Annotated in this window: 24 protein-coding genes; 5 read left to right on the top strand and 19 right to left on the bottom strand. The window is 47.8% G+C overall.

Annotated features, from left to right (window positions below; all coding sequences use genetic code 11):
* Window positions 1-15: 15 nt before the first annotated feature.
* The 8 genes from AC1XUF_RS00590 to AC1XUF_RS00625 all read right to left on the bottom strand — a co-directional run bounded on the left by AC1XUF_RS00590 (window position 16) and on the right by AC1XUF_RS00625 (window position 2,978).
* Window positions 16-885 carry a HEPN domain-containing protein gene (locus AC1XUF_RS00590; protein WP_483339610.1) on the bottom strand — a complete coding sequence of 290 codons (870 nt, stop codon included), beginning with the start codon at window positions 883-885 and terminating at the stop codon, window positions 16-18.
* A 20-nt stretch (window positions 886-905) separates the two neighbouring features.
* A complete protein-coding gene (locus AC1XUF_RS00595; RefSeq protein WP_483339611.1) occupies window positions 906-1,226 on the bottom strand; it encodes a helix-turn-helix domain-containing protein in 321 nt (106 codons plus the stop codon).
* A gap of 2 nt (window positions 1,227-1,228) precedes the next feature.
* Entirely contained in the window at window positions 1,229-1,576 is a 348-nt protein-coding gene (locus AC1XUF_RS00600; protein WP_483339612.1) for a type II toxin-antitoxin system RelE/ParE family toxin, read from the bottom strand.
* A 112-nt stretch (window positions 1,577-1,688) separates the two neighbouring features.
* Window positions 1,689-1,913, bottom strand: coding sequence for a hypothetical protein (locus tag AC1XUF_RS00605; protein ID WP_483339613.1), 225 nt, complete (start codon window positions 1,911-1,913; stop codon window positions 1,689-1,691).
* A 74-nt stretch (window positions 1,914-1,987) separates the two neighbouring features.
* Entirely contained in the window at window positions 1,988-2,299 is a 312-nt protein-coding gene (locus AC1XUF_RS00610; protein ID WP_483339614.1) for a helix-turn-helix domain-containing protein, read from the bottom strand.
* The gene (locus tag AC1XUF_RS00615) at window positions 2,277-2,420 is read right to left on the bottom strand and encodes a type II toxin-antitoxin system RelE/ParE family toxin (protein WP_483339615.1); all 144 of its coding nucleotides are present in this window, start codon (window positions 2,418-2,420) and stop codon (window positions 2,277-2,279) included. Before AC1XUF_RS00615 ends, AC1XUF_RS00610 begins: the two co-directional genes overlap by 23 nt.
* The gene (locus AC1XUF_RS00620) at window positions 2,390-2,632 is read right to left on the bottom strand and encodes a hypothetical protein (RefSeq protein ID WP_483339616.1); all 243 of its coding nucleotides are present in this window, start codon (window positions 2,630-2,632) and stop codon (window positions 2,390-2,392) included. The genes AC1XUF_RS00615 and AC1XUF_RS00620 overlap by 31 nt, the downstream gene beginning before the upstream one ends.
* A gap of 133 nt (window positions 2,633-2,765) precedes the next feature.
* Window positions 2,766-2,978 carry a hypothetical protein gene (locus AC1XUF_RS00625; protein WP_483339617.1) on the bottom strand — a complete coding sequence of 71 codons (213 nt, stop codon included), beginning with the start codon at window positions 2,976-2,978 and terminating at the stop codon, window positions 2,766-2,768.
* Between the two features lie 80 nt (window positions 2,979-3,058).
* Here AC1XUF_RS00625 and AC1XUF_RS00630 point away from each other — a divergent pair, with 80 nt between their 5' ends.
* Entirely contained in the window at window positions 3,059-3,805 is a 747-nt protein-coding gene (locus AC1XUF_RS00630) for an SDR family NAD(P)-dependent oxidoreductase (protein WP_483339618.1), read from the top strand.
* Window positions 3,806-4,023: 218 nt separating this feature from the next.
* On the opposite strand, the gene AC1XUF_RS00635 is transcribed toward AC1XUF_RS00630, so the two are convergent.
* Window positions 4,024-6,447, bottom strand: coding sequence for an outer membrane beta-barrel protein (locus AC1XUF_RS00635; RefSeq protein WP_483339619.1), 2,424 nt, complete (start codon window positions 6,445-6,447; stop codon window positions 4,024-4,026).
* A 186-nt stretch (window positions 6,448-6,633) separates the two neighbouring features.
* Between AC1XUF_RS00635 and AC1XUF_RS00640 the strand changes: the two genes are divergently transcribed.
* Both AC1XUF_RS00640 and AC1XUF_RS00645 read left to right on the top strand, forming a co-directional pair.
* Window positions 6,634-7,704, top strand: a complete 1,071-nt coding sequence (locus AC1XUF_RS00640) for a sensor histidine kinase (RefSeq protein ID WP_483339620.1) — start codon at window positions 6,634-6,636, stop codon at window positions 7,702-7,704.
* Window positions 7,701-8,405: a LytR/AlgR family response regulator transcription factor gene (locus tag AC1XUF_RS00645; protein WP_483339621.1), complete on the top strand. Its 705-nt coding sequence runs from the start codon at window positions 7,701-7,703 to the stop codon at window positions 8,403-8,405. Before AC1XUF_RS00640 ends, AC1XUF_RS00645 begins: the two co-directional genes overlap by 4 nt.
* A 54-nt stretch (window positions 8,406-8,459) precedes the next feature.
* Here AC1XUF_RS00645 and AC1XUF_RS00650 read toward each other — a convergent pair whose 3' ends face one another.
* From AC1XUF_RS00650 to AC1XUF_RS00660, 3 genes are all read right to left on the bottom strand, one after another.
* Complete coding sequence (locus AC1XUF_RS00650; RefSeq protein WP_483339622.1) at window positions 8,460-8,873, bottom strand: EamA family transporter; 414 nt, start codon at window positions 8,871-8,873, stop codon at window positions 8,460-8,462.
* 181 nt (window positions 8,874-9,054) lie between these two features.
* Window positions 9,055-9,687: a class I SAM-dependent methyltransferase gene (locus AC1XUF_RS00655; RefSeq protein WP_483339623.1), complete on the bottom strand. Its 633-nt coding sequence runs from the start codon at window positions 9,685-9,687 to the stop codon at window positions 9,055-9,057.
* A gap of 387 nt (window positions 9,688-10,074) precedes the next feature.
* The gene (locus tag AC1XUF_RS00660) at window positions 10,075-10,938 is read right to left on the bottom strand and encodes a helix-turn-helix transcriptional regulator (RefSeq protein ID WP_483339624.1); all 864 of its coding nucleotides are present in this window, start codon (window positions 10,936-10,938) and stop codon (window positions 10,075-10,077) included.
* Window positions 10,939-10,943: 5 nt separating this feature from the next.
* Between AC1XUF_RS00660 and AC1XUF_RS00665 the strand changes: the two genes are divergently transcribed.
* A complete protein-coding gene (locus AC1XUF_RS00665; RefSeq protein ID WP_483339625.1) occupies window positions 10,944-11,162 on the top strand; it encodes a hypothetical protein in 219 nt (72 codons plus the stop codon).
* Between the two features lie 152 nt (window positions 11,163-11,314).
* Here the strand turns inward: AC1XUF_RS00665 and AC1XUF_RS00670 are convergent, their stop codons facing one another.
* Window positions 11,315-12,787 carry a porin family protein gene (locus AC1XUF_RS00670; protein ID WP_483339626.1) on the bottom strand — a complete coding sequence of 491 codons (1,473 nt, stop codon included), beginning with the start codon at window positions 12,785-12,787 and terminating at the stop codon, window positions 11,315-11,317.
* A gap of 174 nt (window positions 12,788-12,961) precedes the next feature.
* Here AC1XUF_RS00670 and AC1XUF_RS00675 point away from each other — a divergent pair, with 174 nt between their 5' ends.
* Complete coding sequence (locus AC1XUF_RS00675) at window positions 12,962-13,435, top strand: hypothetical protein (protein WP_483339627.1); 474 nt, start codon at window positions 12,962-12,964, stop codon at window positions 13,433-13,435.
* Window positions 13,436-13,512: 77 nt separating this feature from the next.
* Here AC1XUF_RS00675 and AC1XUF_RS00680 read toward each other — a convergent pair whose 3' ends face one another.
* The 6 genes from AC1XUF_RS00680 to AC1XUF_RS00705 all read right to left on the bottom strand — a co-directional run bounded on the left by AC1XUF_RS00680 (window position 13,513) and on the right by AC1XUF_RS00705 (window position 18,999).
* Window positions 13,513-14,628: an AI-2E family transporter gene (locus tag AC1XUF_RS00680; RefSeq protein WP_483339628.1), complete on the bottom strand. Its 1,116-nt coding sequence runs from the start codon at window positions 14,626-14,628 to the stop codon at window positions 13,513-13,515.
* Between the two features lie 62 nt (window positions 14,629-14,690).
* Window positions 14,691-16,016 carry a HAMP domain-containing sensor histidine kinase gene (locus tag AC1XUF_RS00685; protein ID WP_483339629.1) on the bottom strand — a complete coding sequence of 442 codons (1,326 nt, stop codon included), beginning with the start codon at window positions 16,014-16,016 and terminating at the stop codon, window positions 14,691-14,693.
* Window positions 16,013-16,696, bottom strand: coding sequence for a response regulator transcription factor (locus tag AC1XUF_RS00690; RefSeq protein ID WP_483339630.1), 684 nt, complete (start codon window positions 16,694-16,696; stop codon window positions 16,013-16,015). Before AC1XUF_RS00690 ends, AC1XUF_RS00685 begins: the two co-directional genes overlap by 4 nt.
* Before the next feature lie 22 nt (window positions 16,697-16,718).
* Window positions 16,719-17,423, bottom strand: coding sequence for a hypothetical protein (locus AC1XUF_RS00695; protein WP_483339631.1), 705 nt, complete (start codon window positions 17,421-17,423; stop codon window positions 16,719-16,721).
* Entirely contained in the window at window positions 17,420-18,625 is a 1,206-nt protein-coding gene (locus AC1XUF_RS00700) for an MFS transporter (RefSeq protein ID WP_483339632.1), read from the bottom strand. The genes AC1XUF_RS00695 and AC1XUF_RS00700 overlap by 4 nt, the downstream gene beginning before the upstream one ends.
* Complete coding sequence (locus AC1XUF_RS00705) at window positions 18,625-18,999, bottom strand: DMT family protein (protein ID WP_483339633.1); 375 nt, start codon at window positions 18,997-18,999, stop codon at window positions 18,625-18,627. Before AC1XUF_RS00705 ends, AC1XUF_RS00700 begins: the two co-directional genes overlap by 1 nt.
* Window positions 19,000-19,042: the final 43 nt, after the last annotated feature.

A 19,042-nucleotide genomic window follows, 5' to 3' on the forward strand; every position in this document is an offset into this window, starting at 1 on the left:
TAGTTTTTCTCTGTCTCATCCTTTCCCAAATTGTGCAATCCGCTCTTTACAAATGCTTTCCGTCAGGTCTCTTAGAAGTTTAACCCGTTCACCCAGGTATTCCAATTCTTCTTTTTCGATTTTGTAATTCATTTCATATCTCGCGTCGATGTATGCTTTTCGCAGGAGTTGAAATAGCCGCTCTTCGTCGGGTGTATTTCTTGGAAAAACGGTACCAAAATCAGGGTGAAATTTTTCAGCTTGATTTCCCAGTTCCTCGATGTCGTGAATTTTTGGTTTGTAGTCGGTGAAAACAAGAAGGATAACGGTATAATATCTTTCAGTCGCTTGGTGAAGCTCAAACGCCGCATTTGTGTAAAAGCCTGAATCTTCCTCTCCCTGTTCCCAATAAAGTTTAAAGCCTACCAAAAATTGATTTGCCGATTTGAACCAATGCGTAAATGCATCATTTGCTTTTTTCTGCCTTTCTCCCGGATTCATGGATTTCGGTTCCGACAAGCTGAAATTTCCAGAGTCAAATAACAAAATCCCCTCTTTCAAAATGTCCACAAAAAAATAGTAATTCCGTTCAATTTTATCGTTCACAAAACCAATGCTATGCGCGATAATGCTGGTTCTGGTAATGTCTTTATTGGCAGCCAATTCCTTGTCCAGCTCTTTCCATTTTTTATCTCGTTTGGCGGAAATTCTGTCTTTGGTAATAACGAGAATGTCGTAATCGCTTACATATTCGGTGTGCTCCTGAAAATCCTCCACCCAATCGCCACGGGCATGACTGCCGAAAAGGATGATCATTTCGGCTTGGACTTTGGATAGAATGATTTCGGTGAGGGTTTGTAGTTCTTCCTGTTTGTCGTCGGGGAGGTGGGAGAGGGTTGATTTCATGCGTGTGTAAATGTGTGATTTCAGGAGGCCAATTTTTTATGATTGAGTTCTACGTTAAAATTAACTTTTGCTCCTAATGCGTCAAATACTTTTAGAATGGTTTCAAATCTTGCATTTTTTACACTATTCTCAATTTTGGAAATCTGAGCTTTCTGCACGCCTACAAGTTCGCCCAATTGTTCCTGTGTTAAGTTGCGTTCTTGTCTTGCCTGTTTAATTGCGTGTCCCAATAAGTCAATTCTCAGCTCATTTTCAAAAGCTTCCCGTTTTTCTGTTCCAGGCTTGCCAATATGCTTGTCAATCATGGTATCAAGCGAAACTGTTTTGAATTTATCATCCATAATTATTTCCTTTTTGCTTTGTTCTCCAGATATTGTTTCCTTATCTCTTCCGCTTTTTTTATTTCTTTAAGTGGTGTTTTCTGCGTCTTTTTTAGGATACCGTGTGTCGCCACAACCAATGTTTCTTTACCATCAATTTTATCCCAAAACGAAAAAAGCCGATAAGCCCTGCTTTTGTATAGCGTCCTAAATTCCCATATGTAGTCATTCAGTTTTTTAAAAAGCTCATTGTCGTTCACAAATTGAGATTTCTTGATGTTGTAATAGATTTTCTCTCTTGTTTTTTCGTCGACGGTTTCTAAAAACTCGACAGCTTCGGGCAAAAATGCTATCTCAAAGTTCGGCTTCATTCACAAATTTGTCAAAGGTATGAAATTTCCCAATTGGGAAACCGTGTGTGGTTTTGAAAATTTAGTTTTGTCTCCTGCAGAGTCCCCAAAAAAGGCTGGTGGAAAGGTTTCTCTAGCGTGTCTCGTCGTCAATTGCGTCGAAATCAGCATGAACTTCACGAATGTCGGCAAGAAACAATGGATCCTTTGCAGCCATTTTCAACGCGTCAAGTTTCTGAGATTTAACATCGATCTGATCATCAACATATACCGTCACCTCCTTTTTATCCCGAAAGTCAGGCGGAAGGGTCAGGATGACCTGGTTGTTTTTTACCGGACAAACGATTTTATAAGTCATCGCAAAGAATTTTTAGTCATGTACAAAATTTCGAGTTTGGTAGGATAATGCTGGCATTTTGCCACCAGCAGTCCTCAGTGGGTCACACTCAATTTCAAATTCCCACCCAAACCTTCTCTAACAATCCGCATCAAAGTGGAAAGCCTGATGTCGCTTGCATTGTTCTCAATACGAGATATATAGGTTTTTGTCGTGCCGCATTTGTCAGCAAGTTGTTCTTGTGTCAAACCCTGCTTTTTACGCAACTCCTGGATCATAGCCCCCAATTTGAAGGCTTCAAATTCTTCTTCGTATTGCTCTCTTGTTGCTGTTCCCGGCTTTCCGTACTGGTCGTCCAAATGCGAAGTAAAGGAGGTTGACTTTTTATTTACTGTTTCGTTGCTCATCGAAGTATTGTTTTTTTAGTTTTTCTGCGAGGTCTAGTTCGCTTTTAGGTGTCTTCTGCGTTTTCTTTTGAAATCCATTTACCAGTATAATCAGGTTCCCTTTGTCAAAAAAGCTGAACACACGGTAAATGTCAGACCCAACTTCAACTCTGACTTCATAAATCCTGTCGAGTCAGTCATATGCTTGAAATATTTTTCAGGCACTCTGTCCATCGTGGCAATGAGCTGTAATGTCCAGTTGAACTTCTTTCTTACTTCGGGTTTCAACTCCTCAAAAAAGTCGAGATAGTGGTTCTCGTAATAGAAAATGTCCCTGATAAACCTTTTGCTCATTGATGTTTAGTGTGTTAATTTTTCATAAAGTTAGCTAAATAGGTAACAAATGTGAAATCATAGGTAGACTTTTTATGACTGAGCAAATAGCCATAGCATCGCCTTCCATCATGCTGTTTATGTCACGATTCCCCTACACCTTCCCAAAAACCAACAAAGGCACCGTCGGATGGTACGAATACTCCGCCGATTTACTGGACGGAAATGCCTCCTCGAACAAACTCGTAAGGTGCTCTGTAGACATCACCAAAATTTCGGGCATATCTTCCCCGTGAATGTCAATGTGTGGGGCGAGGCCTTGAACATGGAAGTGATGATCGTCACCATATAAACTTATGGAAATCATTAAAATCGACTAAGATTGCTTCTACCTTAGACCCATCTTTACCGGACGTTCGGTGGATTCATTTTAATGGCCAGAAGTTTATGGAACTATTTAAAAAAGTAGCAATCGTTACCGGGGCAGCATCCGGTATAGGAAGGAGCGTGGCCCTGGCCTACGCCGCCGCCGGAGCACGCGTTGTGGTGTCCGATGTTCAGGAACATGACGCCCTCGAAACCGTCGACCTGATTGCAAAAGCGGGTGGGGAGTCATTCTTTTTTAAAGCCGATGTTTCTTCTCCGGCTGATAACGAAGCACTGGTAGACGCGGCGGTCCGGACTTATGGCGGGCTGCACATTGCCTGTAACAATGCAGGTATCGGAGGCACAGCGGCCCCGACGGGCGAGTATCCGCCAGCCATGTGGGACAAGGTAATCGGGATCAATCTCTCCGGAGTATTCTACGGCATGCATTACCAGATTCCCGCCATGCTCAAATCCGGCGGGGGCAGTATTGTGAATATGGCCTCCATTTTAGGCAGCGTGGGTTTTGCCAACAGCCCCGCCTATGTCGCCGCCAAGCACGGGGTGGTTGGGCTTACAAAAAACATCGCCCTCGAATATGGTTCACAGGGTATTCGCGCCAATGCGGTGGGGCCTGCATTTATTAAAACACCACTTCTGAAAGACATGGACACAGCCACGATCGACTGGCTTGTAACCAAACATCCCATCGGCCGGTTAGGCGAACCAGAGGAAGTTGCCGAGCTGGTTTTGTGGCTAAGCGGCTCCAAGTCATCATTTGTAACGGGTTCCTATTATCCAATAGATGGCGGTTATCTGTCCCAGTAGCCTGAGCTCCATGTTCCGGATCACTTAGGCTTCGGCATATCCGATTGCATTCCGGTGCCTGTATTCCCATAAAGTGTCCGTAGCGTACTTTCCAGGATGCAAAATGCCGGATAACCATCATCCCGCCCGGATTGCAAGCCGGATACCTGTATCGCCGAAACGACCATCAAACATAACAGCCGGCTTAGTCGACCAAACCATAATAAAGTCGGTCGCTGTCACATTGCAGCCCGTTTTTGCTCGTCCGATGTGTCGTTTCTTTTTGGCTTATCCGGCTTTCCCGAGCCAAACCTATAGGAGAAATTCAGACCGATGCGCCTTGAATACCGTTTGAAATACGTCTGCTGGTACAGGCCCAGGTTAAGGTCGGTCACACCATAATTTTCGCTTTGCAGCAGGTTGTTCATGTTGAGGGATACCGAAGCCTTCTCACGCAAAAATGGATATTTAATTCCCAGGTTCAGCGTGTAATAGCTGCCAAAAGTGGAGGTTGCAAACTTCCTTTTGGAACTGTATTGAAGCTCAGCCTCCGCGGAGAACCTGCTGCCGAGCTGAAAATTGTTGCCGGCTGTCACGTCTGCCGAAACCATGCCAGGGTTATTTAAGCTATATCCGTTCGCCTCGCCGCGGAATGTGGTCCGGTAAATCACAATGGTGTTATTGGTAGTCCACCAGCCGGTGAGTTTTCTGGTATAAACCCAGTCCGTTTCCCAGGTACGGGCGCCCTGTATGTTGATCGGCCTGCGGGTGAGGGTGGTTTGGTTACTGTCCAGAAACGGCAGTGTCCGGATGTAATTGGTGTAGGAATCGTAATTCACAGTGACGGTCAATGTGCTTTTCCACGACCACGAAAATTCGCCGTGCCAGGAAGTTTGCGGCCTGAGGAACGGGTTGCCCTGAAAAAACAATGTTGCGGATTGCGGTCTTCTGAAAGGTACCAGCTCACGGTAATCAGGTCTTTCGGTGCGCCGGCCCAGGCGGGCGATCAGGGTCTGTTCGTCCCGGAGTTCTTTGCGCAGGAATAAGGTGGGGAATAGTTGTACGTAATTCCGGTGTACCAGCATGCCAGTCAGGCGCTCTTTTCCTTTCATCACCGTTTGTTCGGCGCGCAACCCTGTTTGGATGGTCAGCTTGCTGAAAGTTTTGTTCAGATTGAGATAGGCAGCATTGATATTTTCGGAATTAAATGTGCGGTCGCTTTGCGACGGATCGGGTACCTGTCTATCCCCGTCTATGTGAAAAAATAAATTATCATTATCCGCTTTGACATAACTGGTTTTCACACCTGCCTCGAAACTTCCCTGCTCACTGAGCGGCCGGGTGTAGTCAATTCTTGAGCCGTAAATATCCAGGCGCCTGCGCTGGTTGAGCAGGTTGTCCGTTTCACTTTGGAAACGGCCTGCCGCATCCTGCTGTGTGCTCCGATTAGTCTGCATCGGGACATTGCGATACATTGAATAGTCAAGATCGAAACGCACGGAAGCGCCTGTCGTATCGAGCTGATGCACCAGTTGCATTCCCGCACTGGAATTGAACGGACGGTCTTTTAGCTGGCTCTTAAATCTGATTTGATTGATCTTGGTCTGCGTGCTGTCCAATACGTCCATTTTGGACAGCACTTCATTGCCGGAAGTGCCTGTACCGACATTGCCCGACCATGTCCATGTTGTTCTTTTGGAGAGATAGAGGTCAATGCCCCATGTCGGCCGGTAGCTCCGCGAGATGCCCGACCGGTCATTTTCCGAAACCTGTACATTCACCAGGTTATTGTTTGCGTCACTCATGCGGCTGTTCAATGCGCTGGTCAGAAAATCGCGGCTTGCGACGTAGGTATGGTTTGTAAAAAAATTGTAATGCTGATTTTTAAAGCCCATCGAAAAGCCGCCATGATAACCACTGTAATAACTTTGGGCAAAACTGCCATTCACCGCGCCGCTGAGGCCCTCCTTCTGGTTTTTCTTTTTGACAATGTTGATCATGCCGCCTGTCCCCGCAGCATCATATTTGGAAGAAGGGTTGCTCATCAGCTCGATCTTCTGGACGGTGGAGGCGGACATGCTGCTCGGCAGGCTGCTCAGGTCGTCGGAGGACAGGTATGTCGGTTTGCCGTCGATCAGGACATTGACGCCCTGCTTACCGTTCATCGTGATCCGCCCGTCCGGTCCAATGCGGATGCCGGGCAGTTTTTTCATGAGTTCCAATACCGTAGCTCCTTCGCTGGTTATGCTGCGCGACAGGTTGATCACCGTTTTATCGGTCTGCCGGTCAATCAAAGGCGCATTTGCTCTGATGGTTATGTCTTTGAGCTGCGTGACGGCATCTTGCAATGTTAAGGTGCCGAGGTCCAAATCTCCCGGCGCGGTATCCACTTGTTTTATGAATTTTTCAAATCCCACCCTACTGATTTCCAACTGATAGCTGCCCGCTGTTACCGGTGTAAATCGAAAATGCCCGTTCTCATCGCTCAATGTGGTGATGTAACGGGTGGAATCCGGTTTTTTCAGCATTACCGTAGCAAAGGGTACCGGCAGGCGCTGCGGGTCTTCCAGTTTTCCACTGATTGACGGGCCGGTTTGCGCCCAAAGTGTCGCCGATAAAAGTACCGGCAGCAGGATTGAAAAAAGGTGTCTGAAATGTTGCATGACCAATGATAGCGGGCCCGCAGATGCGAAAAATGGCTGGTGCTTTTAAAGGTAGCTACGACAGCCGGAAGGACGACTTTGCCCTTCAAACCCTGTTTGGGATAGCCGGGTGGCCTGTTCAGGGGTCGAACCCGCCGGTTGGTCGACAGGGGTGCTGGGAAATGCTTTTTAAACGTATTTTTGTTGATGAGCCTTTCCGAAAAGCTGCTGGAATTCAATACCCGTCACCGGCTGGTCAGCCACGTGGTGTTCTGGGTAATTCTTTTGTCGTTGCAACTCAGCTCCAGCAGCTACTTCAATGCGGGCGAGGTGCCATTTACCAGCAACCTTTTGGGCGACGGTACCAATCTGCTGGCGCAGGTACCCGCCGCCTATTTCCTGGCCTACCTCATCGTGCCGCGGTTCATTTACAGGGAGCGGTACCTGTCGGCAATCATTTGGTTCATGCTGTTCGCCTATGTGATCTGCGTGCTTTCCAGGCTTTCGGTGGTTTATATTGAAGAACCCTGGTACGGCACCAAGCCCAAGCCCAAGGAAACGCCGACGGAGATTTTCACCAACATTCCCAAGCTGATCTATGTGTACTTTTTTCGGATCTTCTCGGTATCGTTTGTTTTTATGCTGCTCAAATTGCTCAAAGACCAGCTTATCATTCAAAAACGGACCCTTTTACTGGAAAAAGAAAAGGCGCAGACCGAGCTTAAACTCCTTAAAACACAGCTGAACCCGCATTTTCTGTTCAATACCCTCAACAACATTTATTCGCTTTCGCTCTCCGGCTCACCTGTCACTTCCAGCTCTATCGGCCGGCTGTCCGAAATCCTGGATTATCTGCTGTATCGCTGCGACAGTCCGTTTGTCCCTTTGCAGGGCGAGGTTACTTTGCTGAAAAATTACATTGGTCTGGAAAAGCTACGCTATGATGAAAGGCTGCGGGTGAATTTTGATTGTCAGGTTGCGGCTCATGTTGAAATAGCGCCCATGATCCTGCTGTCGATCGTGGAAAATGCTTTCAAACACGGTGCAGGCAATGATGCGGGAAACCCGGAGATCAGGATAGACCTGCTGGCTGAGCGAACATTGTTGACATTCAAAGTCAGCAATACTTTTCAGCCCGCCGGCGCCAAAGATTCGGGGAACATTGGCCTTAATAACTTAAACAGGCAGCTCAACCTGCTATATCCGCAAAAACATAAGCTGGAAATACGGCAGACAGAAAGCTTATTTACCGTAGAACTTCAACTCTATTTCACATGAAGATCAGGTGTGTCATCGTGGACGACGAGCCGCTGGCGATCAATTTGCTGCAAAAGCACCTGGCCCAGCTGGATTTTTTTGAAGTTGTCGGCACGGCCAATCATGCGGTCAAAGCACTTGAAATGCTCCGGAGGCAACCAGTTGATCTTTTATTTCTGGACATTAAGATGCCGCAGATCTCCGGGCTTGATTTCCTGAAAAACCTGCAACATCCCCCCAAAACCATTTTAACAACCGCCTACCGGGAATTCGCACTGGACGGTTTTGAGCTTGGCGTGATCGATTATTTGCTCAAACCCATCACATTCGACCGTTTTTTCAAGGCCATCGAGCGTTACCTGAGCTCAGTCCAGCACGCCATGCCCGAGGTGCTTTCGTCTTCCGAACCCCAATCGATCTATCTGAAATCGGGTCACAAGTTTTTCAAAGTAGATACCCGTGACATTTTATATGCGGAAAGCCTGAAAGATTACGTGCATGTCCACACGGTGGACAACCTCATCATTTCCAAATACAAGATCAGCGACCTGGAAAATAACCTCCGGGACAAGGGCTTTTTACGCATTCACCGCAGTTTTCTGGTTAACCTCCGGCACGTCACCGCTTTCACCGCCCATGATGTCGAAATCGGGAAAACAGAGCTGCCGGTAGGGGATACCTACAAACGGATTCTGGCAGGGGCTTTAAAGGGTTTGTTTTGACAGCGGATCTTTTTGATTTCGGGTCCGGCTCAATCCGCGCGGGCGCGGTCGGTGCTACCAGATGATCACGATCGTACCGCCGACGATCATCACCGCACCGAGGATTGTTTTCAGGTCAACCGATTCTTTCAGGATCAAAACGGATAGTCCGATGGCGATCGCGACACTCAGCTTATCGATCGGCGCTACTTTCGAAACATCACCGGTCTCCAGAGCTTTGAAATAGAATATCCATGAAAGCCCGGTGGCGATCCCGGAAAGCAAAAGAAAGACCAGGTTATTCCGGCTGATCTCTTTCAATTCCTTCATTTGCCCGCTGAAAAGTACGATTCCCCAGGCGATAAAAACGATCACGACGGTCCGGACGGCAGTGGCCACATTGCCGCCAATCCCTTTCATTCCGACTTTCGCCAGGATGGAAGTCAATGCTGCGAAAATGGCAGAAAGTAATGCGTAGTATTTCCACATAGGTTGTTAGCGGTTGGTTATCAATCACAAAGTCCTGAATGCTCGCTTTTGAACAAAATTCTGATTTTCTCTTTTTTGTTCAGGAAGCCGATGGTCAACAGGAAAAATTCAGAAGGGGAATGTACTAGGATTGAACCCCAAAAACTAAGTCGGACCCGAAAGGAATTGATAAGCAACATTCCTACCATTTTTGCGCCACAAACCTGACTACTGCGCCCGTGCCGTTATGGTAAAGACCTTCTTTTAATTCGGTTTCAGTTTCTTCCAGTAATTGAATGTCAAACCCTGGGAAATCCGCTTTGAGCTCTTCGGTCGAAAACAACATTCTTTCGTCCATCGTACCGCCCACTTTCGGGTTGGCCTGCACCAGGGGCAGATGTCCTTTGCCGAAGGCTTCAAAAATGATGACGCCGCCTTTTTTAAGGTATGTACTTAACTTTTCAAGCACCGCAGATTTTTGGTCTGCCAGAAAATGTGCATAAATGAGACCGACTGCATCAAAGCTTTCTTCTTTAAAATGAAGCTGCCCCGCATCACCAACCAGATAGTGGATTGCAACACCGTATTCAGCAGCTAATTGCGAAGCTTTTTCTTTACCGCTTTCGCTAAGGTCAAAAGCCGTAACGTTCCAGCCTTTGGTAGCCGCGTAAACGGCGTTCCTTCCCTCGCCTTCTGCGGGCAAAAGGATATTTCCGGCGGGTAGCCTGTCAAGCTGCTTTTTGAAAAAGAAGTTGGGGGATTTGCCGTAGGCATATTCGGGATTGGCATACCGGCTATCCCATAGCCGTTTGTATGCTTCGTTTGCTAGGTTCATAAAGTAGGGTATCTGATGGGTTGATGGTCCGAGTTTTCAATTCGATCGAGATCCTTCCGGGGATCTTTGGTAAGGCACTTTTGGTCAATGGTTTGATGACGTTAACCTTTCTGTCATATCCAGGTGGTGCCTGGTGTACCCGTATGCCAACTTCCCGGCAATGATCCCAGAAACTGTCATGCCCGGAAGGTAAGCGGTCACTGCCGCCGCACCGTCTGAAAGTCCGCGTAAAAAGGAGTCTTGAAAGAAGGAAAGGCCACAGTCAGTTCCCGCGATGCCGTCAGCCGTGTTTTAGATATAATTCCCATATGCTTTTGTCTGATTGTATCGCAAAGGTATTACCGCGTATTGCCTCTCCGACAGGACAAAAATGAGCTTGTGTGGGACTTATTTGAAATAATTCCGGAAAGCTTCGGGCGAATAGCCGGTGTGCTTTTTGAAGAAGCGGATAAAGTAGGAAACGTCCTCGTAGCCAAGGTGCCAGGATATTTGGTTCACCTGGCTGGCAGTAGCCAGCAGGTAGCGTTTGGCTTCCAGCAAAATGTAGTCGTTAATCAGCGCAGCGCTGGATTTACCTAAAAGTGTTTTCGCGATCGTATTCAACTGGTAGCTGGTCAGGTGCATTTGCTCTGCATACCAACGTACCTGCTTGTGGCTGGCAAAATGCTCCGCTATCAACTCCCGGAATACTTCCAGACGCTCCAGCTGATAGGACGTTTTCTCGTCAGACGTCCCTGCGATCGTATACGCTTGCCGCAATAATTCAATGAAGAACAACTGAAGGTTCACCTGGATAACGTATTCGTATTGTTCTTTTTTCTCCGAAGTTTCCTGAAATATTGTCTTCATGAAGGACAGTATTTTTTCTGAGGCGGCAGGATCTGGCAGGTAATAATTTTTCTGACTGACCTTTTTCAGGATCCGTTTTGCAGTGTTGTCGCCATTCCAATAAAATTCGTCTGTAAATTGTAGCAGATAGCCTTTGCAATCGGACATCAGCCTTAGTTCGTGGACCTGACCGGGACGCATGATGTAAACGCTTCGGTCGACCATCGGATAAGACGTAAAATCGATAATGTGTTCACCCGTTCCTTTTTCGATCACGAGCATGAAGTAGAAACTATGTCTGTGAAGTTCCTGCTCCATATCGTTGCCAGACAACAATTCGCTCAAATTCCAGACCACAAGATGGCCCGAAGAGTCAGGCTCTTTCAGGCCAGCTGCAAGATGCCTTACGGGGATTGTTTGCATTATTAATGAGAATATCAGACACAAATTTAGCCAATACACAGGCGGTTTATGATATGGCGTCTACTTTATCGCTTCGGCAAGGAGACACGCTGTACCAGGAACGTTTTATTTTGCCTTCCGGAGAGAAGGTAAAAATTGAGGCCGCAGCAGGGAGGACATGCGGGGTGAACTCTGATGCAAATGATGCGACAACCCAAGGATACGACGCCTGGCTGATTAAGTAATTTACACATACCGCCGGATAGCCTGGCGGTCACGGCGCTGAGCCGATTAGAAATTTCAAGGCTCTTGATCTGTACAAAAAAAGGCGTGACCGTTTTAATGAACGATCACGCCTTTTTATACAAAGTATTTCAAACCGGGCTATCTGGTCCGACTATAGTTTTAAGCCTACAGTCGCCCTTAACACGTTGTTTTTGATATTATTCTCCTTGAACAAGGCACTCATTCCCCATTCATGGGAAATGTCAAATGTGATCAGCCCGAATTCCAGGCCCAGGCCTGCATTCAAGCCATAAGAATACTCCTCGATGTTATCTTTTGAAAATTGGGCGAGGTTACTTTTATCCACGGCGATCACATAAGTACCCGTCGCGCCGCCTTTGATGTTCATTTTGAAAAAACCTTTGTTGGCCCTTGTCAGATAAAGACCCAGTAACACAGGAACTTTCAGTGAGTGGATTCTCGGGCCGGTGAGCAACGGCGCATCGGCCAGACTGTCTTCGCTGCTCACACGCATGGACGAACTAAAATAATGTGCGCCCGGCTGTATAAAAAACCGTTTTGCGTGGATCCGGAAATCCAATCCAGCGTTCCAGCCGGTCCGGCCCTCTGCTTTTCCCTTGCTGACGTCCGCGTTAAAGTTCGAAGCATGCACCCCCACCATTGGGATCACCCACAGGCCGGAATTGCGAGCAGGCTTTTCACCAAAACGCTGGCGGAAAGTCATTCTTTCCGAAGAAGCTTGTTGATCGTCATTTATGATCTGGTCTTGCTCGCGTACACGATTTTGCGATGGGTTATTTTGATTTCCATTAAACCGGCCGCTAGCCTGGTTTTGTCTTTTCCAGGCCTTAAAATCTTCAAAGTCCTGTCTGTCCTGCTGGCTTAAAGTAGCGTTTTCTCTGTCCGGGCTACCCACCGGCGCATTCACTTTTTCGTAACCTGGGCTGATGATATTGTTGATAATGATCGTGGGCTGACCGGCTTGTTGCGGATAACTGCGATAGGTAGATTCGATTATTTTCTGTGCCATCCCGGGTGACATCACATGAACCTGACCATTGCTTTCGGAAGCCGGAACGTTATTTACTGTACCCTGCGAAGAGGTGCTAACCATTGTTTCAGGTGCCTGCACAGGTTGGGGTTCCACTGAGGCGGGTTGCGCAAAGGAGATGGGCGCTTGCACGCTCACGATACCTGCTTCTGACTGATCTTTTGTAATTTCTTCTTTCAGGGACGCAATTTCTTTTTTAAGATCTTCCGTTTGTTCCTCCGCTTTCCGGGCTGACTTCGCACTGCGTTCGGCAGCCCGCGCTGATTTTGAAGCCTGGCCGGACAGTTTCTTGTTCTGAGGATCGCTTTGAAGTTTTTCAGCTAAACTTTGATTTTCATTCGCCATCTTTTGCGCTTCTCCTGCTTTCTTTTCGGCGTCGGCAATTTTTTCGACCAGCTCATTTTCGAGTTTCGCAAGCTCGATCTTGCGCTCGTTTAATTTTTTCCCGGCCTCAATCTGCTCTTGCTGCTTTTTAAGCAGATCGATGGAATCTTTGGATACCTGCTGGGCACTCAGTGGCAATGTTAAAAGTAGGATGGCACACGCGTGTGCCAACACGATTTGAATTTTCATGATTTGGTTTTTAGAATTGTATTTTCTCTATTCACCTATTTAAATAACCATGCCCCGGAGCGTGCCAATTTGTACTTTTGCGGCTTTGGACAGTGTACGCACCGGAAGTTTGGCGCGGTATTAATAAGATGCTTTTAACCACAATCCCCGACTTGAAGAATCCAGACCAGATAAATGATGAAACTTTGTGTCACCTTGCTATTTTTTGTTGCCTGCTATGTGCAGCAAACCGGACCAACTGTCGGCCAGCTTCGTAAGTCTTATCAGGAGGCATCGACAGACAAACAGGCTGCCGAAAATTTGAACGACCTTGCGGCAACCATCGATGCCGATGGACCGGCCACGCTTGTTTGTTATAAGGGCGTGGCAAGTATGCTGATGGCAAAATACGGCAGCAACCCGATATCGAAATACCGGCTATTCAGCGCTGGAAAAGCTTTGATCGACCGGGCCGTTGACAGAGACACTTCAAATATCGAAACCCGGTTGTTGCGCTTTACCATGCAGTATCATGCGCCCGCTTTTTTGGGGTATAATTCAGATCTGAAAGCCGACCGGTACTTTCTGGCTAAAAACCTGGTGCAGATTAAAGACACTGAACTTAAAAAAATGGTCGAGAAAATGCTGTCGCTGAGTGCCTCAGAATGATTAACTGAATGTTTAAATGGTTTTCCGATTTTGAGGAGCCGGGAGTGGTTTTCCGCTTTTCGGTCACGTTGAAACGATTATGGCTTACGGCCCTGATTGTGCTCATCCTCGATCACTTCCCGGACTGCAGGTTTTGACCCCGGCTCACTGTCATCTTCTCCCAGTAAAATACCCCAGGAATTAAGACCATTGACCCTGTCGAAGATCACCTTGAAGATAGCAATGACCGGAATCGAGAGGAACATGCCCGTAATTCCCCAGATCATTTCCCCAAGTACCAGCCCGATCAGCGCGACAAGCGTATTGATTTTTACTTTGGAACCCACAATTTTTGGCATGATGTAGTTGCTGTCGACCAGGTGAATGGCCACGATGGCTACTGCAACGAAAATCAGCTGGCTGGTCCCGGCTGTTGCGAAGGTGATCAGGCTGGCCAGCAGCAGGGCGGTGAGAATACCGATATAAGGGATCAGGTTCAGGATCCCGGTGATCAGCCCGAGCAGTAGCCCGTATTTAACACCCAGCAACCAGAACGCGATACAGGCAAGGCCTGTCACCAGAAGCATTTGCAAAAAAAGACCTACAATGTACTTTTTGACAATGTACTGGATCTGGCTCACGATGTCGTAAACGATCACACTATGCTCCTGGTCAAAAACCGAGACGATGAAGCGCAGCAGTAACCGCCTGTGCAGGAGTACAAAAAATGTGTATAAGAATGTAAAAAGCAGAAATAACAGAATAGACGACACGGAAAGGATCGTATGTCCCAGAATGCTGGTGCCGGTGTTCACTGCTTTTGACGCGGAGTCATTGATATAATTCATCTGCTCCTGGCTATCGACATGAAAGGTTACCTCGATCCATTTTTGGAGATCAGTGGTGGTATCCAGCACCTGTTGTTTGAATGCCGGCCAGTCCTGGGCCAGGGCGGTAAGTTGTGAGCCCAGGAGTATAAATATCCCCGCAATTGCGCCGATCAGGGTAAACAACGAAACCATGGAAGACAATGCCCTGGGGAAATGAAACCGGTATTCCAGAAAACCGGCGAAAGGCAGCAGCAGCAGTGAAAACAGCAGCGCAAAGATCAATGGGGCCAGAAGTGTCTGACCAATGATGGCAATATAAACGAGACAAATGATGCTGATCAGGACCTGAGCGAGCCGTGTGTAAAAAGGGGTAGAGATAACCATAGCGGATTACTTTTTAATTTATCTATCGATACTACATTTATAATCGTGCCCGATAAAAAGGGTCAGTGAGCCGGAAAGGAAATTTGGGAGATAAAACAGGGTTGGGTAAAATGAACCTCAAACTTTGCGCCGACCGTCCCGGCAAGCCTGGATACAATCCAGAGCCCAAGTCCAAACCCGTCGGTCGACAAATCCTGTCTGTTGAATTCCAGCAAAAGCTGAGACGGATCTTCAATATAGGTCTTCGAGATATTTCTGACCGTCAGCGATATCTGGCCGTGTAACTTCTCAATGCCGATATCCACGGTTGAACCGGGCTGTCCATGTTTGACAACGTTTTCCAATAGATTCAGAAGCATCGTAACCAGATGGGACCTGTCGGTGTAAATTTCAAATTCGCCGTCTTCGGGCAGTAATTCTATTTTGAAAACCTGCGCATTTTCGAGTGCCCGTGAGGTAAAACGTTCCAGCAATTCTATCGTCATTTCTGCCAGGTTGACATTCATTTTGCTCAGGACCAACGCTCCTGATTTGAGCTGGCTGAGCAGCAGAAATTCATTGACGAGCTTGTTCAGGCGCTGCACCTCGCCGATCTGATTTGCAATAACCGGCTTAATGTTCGGAGGAATTTGGTCGTTCTGAAGCGTCTGCAGCTCGGTGAGCATGACACTCAGCGGGGTCCTGAGCTCGTGCGATGCCGACGCGAAAAATGCATTCTGATTTTGCGCCTGTTTTTGGATCTGGTTCAGCATCCGGTTTAAAGATACTGCCAACTGGTGCAGCTCGTCGCGTACGGCAGGCTCTTCGAGCAAATGGATCTGGCCTTGCAGGCTGATGTCGTTGGCTTTTTTTACAATGCTTTCGATCGGGCGCAGCAGAAAACCGGAAAGCAGATAACCAGCAGCCAAAGCCGCGATAAAGGCAAGCGGAAAATAGAGGAACAGAATGGTCTGCAACCTGTTGATATCGCCAATCAGCTCAGTGGCAGGCAATACGTAAAGTATGTTGATCGTCCCGCCGGTTTCCAGATTTCTTGCCAGAAATGCGCTCCGCCAGCGCGATGTGTCTGCCATGATCTGTGCCCCCCGGAGGTCGGCAGGCAGGTTGTTGAAGAGGGTATCCTGATTGTGATTGGCATGATAAATCAGGCGAAAATATTCTCCCGAGGCCGGAAAAGGAATGGTGAGCGGGTTGATTTCGGTTTCCTGAAGAATCAGGTTGCCTTGTGTTTTTAGCCGGGCGGCAAAACTTTTCTCGAACTGCGCTTTGACATTGGAATAAAGAATAACCCCGATGATCAACAGAAAACACAGGAATGTAAACCCAAAAATAAGCCCGAACCGGAACCTGAGACTGGTATAAAAAGGGTAGGAGGCCAGCGTTTTCACAGTGAAGATTTTGTGCCTTTCAATTTATAGCCCACCCCGATAATGGTTTCGACAACCGGCTTATCAAAACCTTTGTCAATCTTTTTGCGCAACTGGTGCATATACACTTCCACAATGTTGCTCTCAGGATCGAAATCCATATTCCAGACATTTTCAAGAATCTGGTTTTTGCTGACCACCCGGTTTGCATTGCGGACCAGATATTCGAGCAATGCAAATTCTTTTGCGGTAAGCTGAACTGCCTGTCCGCCCCGGGAAACTTCCCGCGTCATCAGGTCCAATACCAGATCGTCAATGCTGATCCGGGTACTTTCGCTTGCAAAAACCTTCCGCTGCAAAATGCGGATCCTGGCCAGCAGTTCCTCCCATTCAAACGGTTTTTTAATGTAGTCGACCGCGCCGAGGTCAAGTCCTTCCACAACCTGGGAAGTTCCGCTCAATGCACTTACAATGATCACGGGAGCAGGAATGTGGTACGCACGCAGGTTTTTCAGTACGTCAATACCCGTCATGCCCGGCAGCATCAGATCGAGCAGGATCAGGTCGAATGTTTCGGATGCGGCTTTGTGAAGTGCATCTGATCCGTTACCAGACCATTGGACCAGATATCCGGCTTGCTGCAGGCCCTTCTGTATAAAACCCGCCAGTTTTTGCTCATCTTCAACAACAAGTATCTTCATAAAGTCGGTGTGCTGGTGTGCATTATCGTATTTTAAAGGTTGTGCCGTCAAGCTGTATGGAACTGGCTCTTACCACCGGCAAACCCGAAGCGGATACAAAACCGTCGACGGAGTCGCGAAGGAATCCTTTTACCAGGACCGTTTTGGCCTGGCTGACTAAGGGAAATAATGTATGTGCCATGTGAGGCGGGACTGAGATGAATTTCCCTGATAAAATAAAATGGTGGGCCGGCGCTTGCCCGATTTTTAGATCCTGTGGGGCGTTTCCTGTAACCTCAACTTCAACCCCTTTCCGGGGAAGTGGGGTGGGGATGCCTGTCAGGTCAATGCTTGCCTTGCCGCCCGGACCGGCTACCTGTTTTAATTCAAAAACAGGATCGAGATGGTCATGAACAGCAGGCCCTCGCCGATCCACCATTGCTTCAATGACGCTGTTAACCGGTGCGGTCGCTTTTATGGATCGCGCCGCATGGGGAGGAAAGTGCAGCCAGAACTTTTCTTCGCTTGTTGCTAAAAGCATTTTGTCAATGTCACCGTCCGGATTGCTGCCATATTCCAGCACGGTGCCTTTTAGCTTGGATTGATCCTGTGCAGGCGGTCCAAAATGCGCAGGTCTCGCGGGGCCCAACCCTGATTCCTTCGCCCCTGTTTTGTAAAAAAACCAGCCTGCCGCGATCAAAATCAGCAGCAGGATAATTCCGCTCCAAACCGGGGTTATACTTTTCACCGTGAGTCAGGGTTATAAGTTTCTTTCATCAACAGCAGGCAAATTACAAATGCCAGACCAGCCGTAGCACTCAGGAATAAAAATGCATACCTGAAAGAATACAAATTCGCGATATACCCGGCTACCACGTTGCTTAATGAAGCCCCAAGCCCGACCGCGGTGATCAGGATCCCGTTAGCCAAATTGAAGTGCCCCGAACCTTTAGTAAGGTCAGCAATGATCAGAATGCTGACGACACCGAAAATACCCGCGGAAAGCCCGTCCAGGATTTGGACAGAGGTAATGAAATACGGATTCGGGCTTAATGTGTAGAGTACCCCGCGGATAGGCAAAGCCGCAAAACAAACTAGCATCAACCATTTTCGCCCGTTTGTGGACTTGTGGCTGCACCACGCGGCGGTGGGTACCATGACTAGCTGGGCAATCACAATGCAGGCTGACATATATACTGAAGCATCCACTTTGTTGGCTGAAACAATATACTGCCCTGCCAGCGGCAGCATCGCAGCATTGGCAAAATGGTATAGCACGCAGCAGGTGGTAAAAATCAGGAAAAGCGGATTTGAAATGATGCCGCCCGCAGATTTGATATCTTCATTTTTGTTGTCGGACAAACTGCCTCTCGAAAGTTGATAATCAATCTGTTCGTGGTCGATAAAACGCAGGAAAATCACACTGGCAAAGGAGAGCAGGAATGTGAAAATGAAGATCGCTTTCAGGCCCAGGTAGTAGCCGATGATGCCGGAAATGAGCGCCGAGGCCACATTGCCGCCGTGGTTAAACATTTCATTGCGTCCGGTGCGTGCTTCCAGTTTGCCGTATCCGACCAATCCCAGCGTCATGGCGGCAATGGATGGGCCGATGAAGGTGGCGGCTATCCCCACGATTACCTGACTGGCAATGACAACGGTGTGGCTGGGCTGGATCAGGATCAGTAATGTCCCAAAACCGACCAGCAGGCTGGCAATGGCTACGATGATCTTTTTATTCTTAAAACGGTCAACAAATGCGCCGGCGGGTGTTTGTACGACCACGCCCGCAAATGTGGCCAGCGAAGTGGCGATGCCAATATCTTTCAAATTCCAATGCTGGGACGAGAGCAGGAAAATGCCCAGAAACGGGCCGATGCCGTCGCGTACGTCAGCGAGCGTGAAGTTGATCAGGTCCAGTCCCCGTAAGGACCGGGCTTTCAAGGCATGCATCAGGGCTTAAAAATAAAGTAAACCGCGCCCACCAGCAGCCCGAAGCCAATCAAATGATTGGTCGTAAACTGGGTGTTTTTAAAGACCGTGACGGAAAAGATCATGAAGATCACGAGTGTAATGACCTCCTGGATGATTTTCAACTGGACCAGCGAAAATGGGCCGCCCATTTCGGAAGAGCCGATACGGTTGGCCGGGACCTGAAAGCAGTATTCAAAGAAAGCCAGTCCCCAGCTGAGCAGTATAATCATCCACAGCGGTGTGGAAGCATGACCACCATCTTTACTGAAAAATTTGAGGTGGCCATACCAGGCCATCGTCATGAAAGCATTGGAAAGGACCAGCAGTCCGATTGTTGAAATGTATTTGCTCATAAAAAGGAAGAAATAATATGGCAGCAAAAAGCTGCTGCCATAT

It is taken from the genome of Dyadobacter sp. HNCC25DJ185, assembly GCF_056895195.1.

Excerpts from the sequence above, each read along its gene's own strand:
- AC1XUF_RS00590 (WP_483339610.1), bottom strand. The coding sequence starts at position 885 with ATGAAATCAACCCTCTCCCACCTCCCCGACGACAAACAGGAAGAACTA.
- AC1XUF_RS00595 (WP_483339611.1), bottom strand. The coding sequence starts at position 1,226 with ATGGATGATAAATTCAAAACAGTTTCGCTTGATACCATGATTGACAAG.
- AC1XUF_RS00600 (WP_483339612.1), bottom strand. The coding sequence starts at position 1,576 with ATGAAGCCGAACTTTGAGATAGCATTTTTGCCCGAAGCTGTCGAGTTT.
- AC1XUF_RS00605 (WP_483339613.1), bottom strand. The coding sequence starts at position 1,913 with ATGACTTATAAAATCGTTTGTCCGGTAAAAAACAACCAGGTCATCCTG.
- AC1XUF_RS00610 (WP_483339614.1), bottom strand. The coding sequence starts at position 2,299 with ATGAGCAACGAAACAGTAAATAAAAAGTCAACCTCCTTTACTTCGCAT.
- AC1XUF_RS00620 (WP_483339616.1), bottom strand. The coding sequence starts at position 2,632 with ATGAGCAAAAGGTTTATCAGGGACATTTTCTATTACGAGAACCACTAT.
- AC1XUF_RS00625 (WP_483339617.1), bottom strand. The coding sequence starts at position 2,978 with ATGATTTCCATAAGTTTATATGGTGACGATCATCACTTCCATGTTCAA.
- AC1XUF_RS00630 (WP_483339618.1), top strand. The coding sequence starts at position 3,059 with ATGGAACTATTTAAAAAAGTAGCAATCGTTACCGGGGCAGCATCCGGT.
- AC1XUF_RS00635 (WP_483339619.1), bottom strand. The coding sequence starts at position 6,447 with ATGCAACATTTCAGACACCTTTTTTCAATCCTGCTGCCGGTACTTTTA.
- AC1XUF_RS00640 (WP_483339620.1), top strand. The coding sequence starts at position 6,634 with ATGAGCCTTTCCGAAAAGCTGCTGGAATTCAATACCCGTCACCGGCTG.
- AC1XUF_RS00645 (WP_483339621.1), top strand. The coding sequence starts at position 7,701 with ATGAAGATCAGGTGTGTCATCGTGGACGACGAGCCGCTGGCGATCAAT.
- AC1XUF_RS00650 (WP_483339622.1), bottom strand. The coding sequence starts at position 8,873 with ATGTGGAAATACTACGCATTACTTTCTGCCATTTTCGCAGCATTGACT.
- AC1XUF_RS00655 (WP_483339623.1), bottom strand. The coding sequence starts at position 9,687 with ATGAACCTAGCAAACGAAGCATACAAACGGCTATGGGATAGCCGGTAT.
- AC1XUF_RS00660 (WP_483339624.1), bottom strand. The coding sequence starts at position 10,938 with ATGCAAACAATCCCCGTAAGGCATCTTGCAGCTGGCCTGAAAGAGCCT.
- AC1XUF_RS00665 (WP_483339625.1), top strand. The coding sequence starts at position 10,944 with ATGAGAATATCAGACACAAATTTAGCCAATACACAGGCGGTTTATGAT.
- AC1XUF_RS00670 (WP_483339626.1), bottom strand. The coding sequence starts at position 12,787 with ATGAAAATTCAAATCGTGTTGGCACACGCGTGTGCCATCCTACTTTTA.
- AC1XUF_RS00675 (WP_483339627.1), top strand. The coding sequence starts at position 12,962 with ATGATGAAACTTTGTGTCACCTTGCTATTTTTTGTTGCCTGCTATGTG.
- AC1XUF_RS00680 (WP_483339628.1), bottom strand. The coding sequence starts at position 14,628 with ATGGTTATCTCTACCCCTTTTTACACACGGCTCGCTCAGGTCCTGATC.
- AC1XUF_RS00690 (WP_483339630.1), bottom strand. The coding sequence starts at position 16,696 with ATGAAGATACTTGTTGTTGAAGATGAGCAAAAACTGGCGGGTTTTATA.
- AC1XUF_RS00700 (WP_483339632.1), bottom strand. The coding sequence starts at position 18,625 with ATGCATGCCTTGAAAGCCCGGTCCTTACGGGGACTGGACCTGATCAAC.
- AC1XUF_RS00705 (WP_483339633.1), bottom strand. The coding sequence starts at position 18,999 with ATGAGCAAATACATTTCAACAATCGGACTGCTGGTCCTTTCCAATGCT.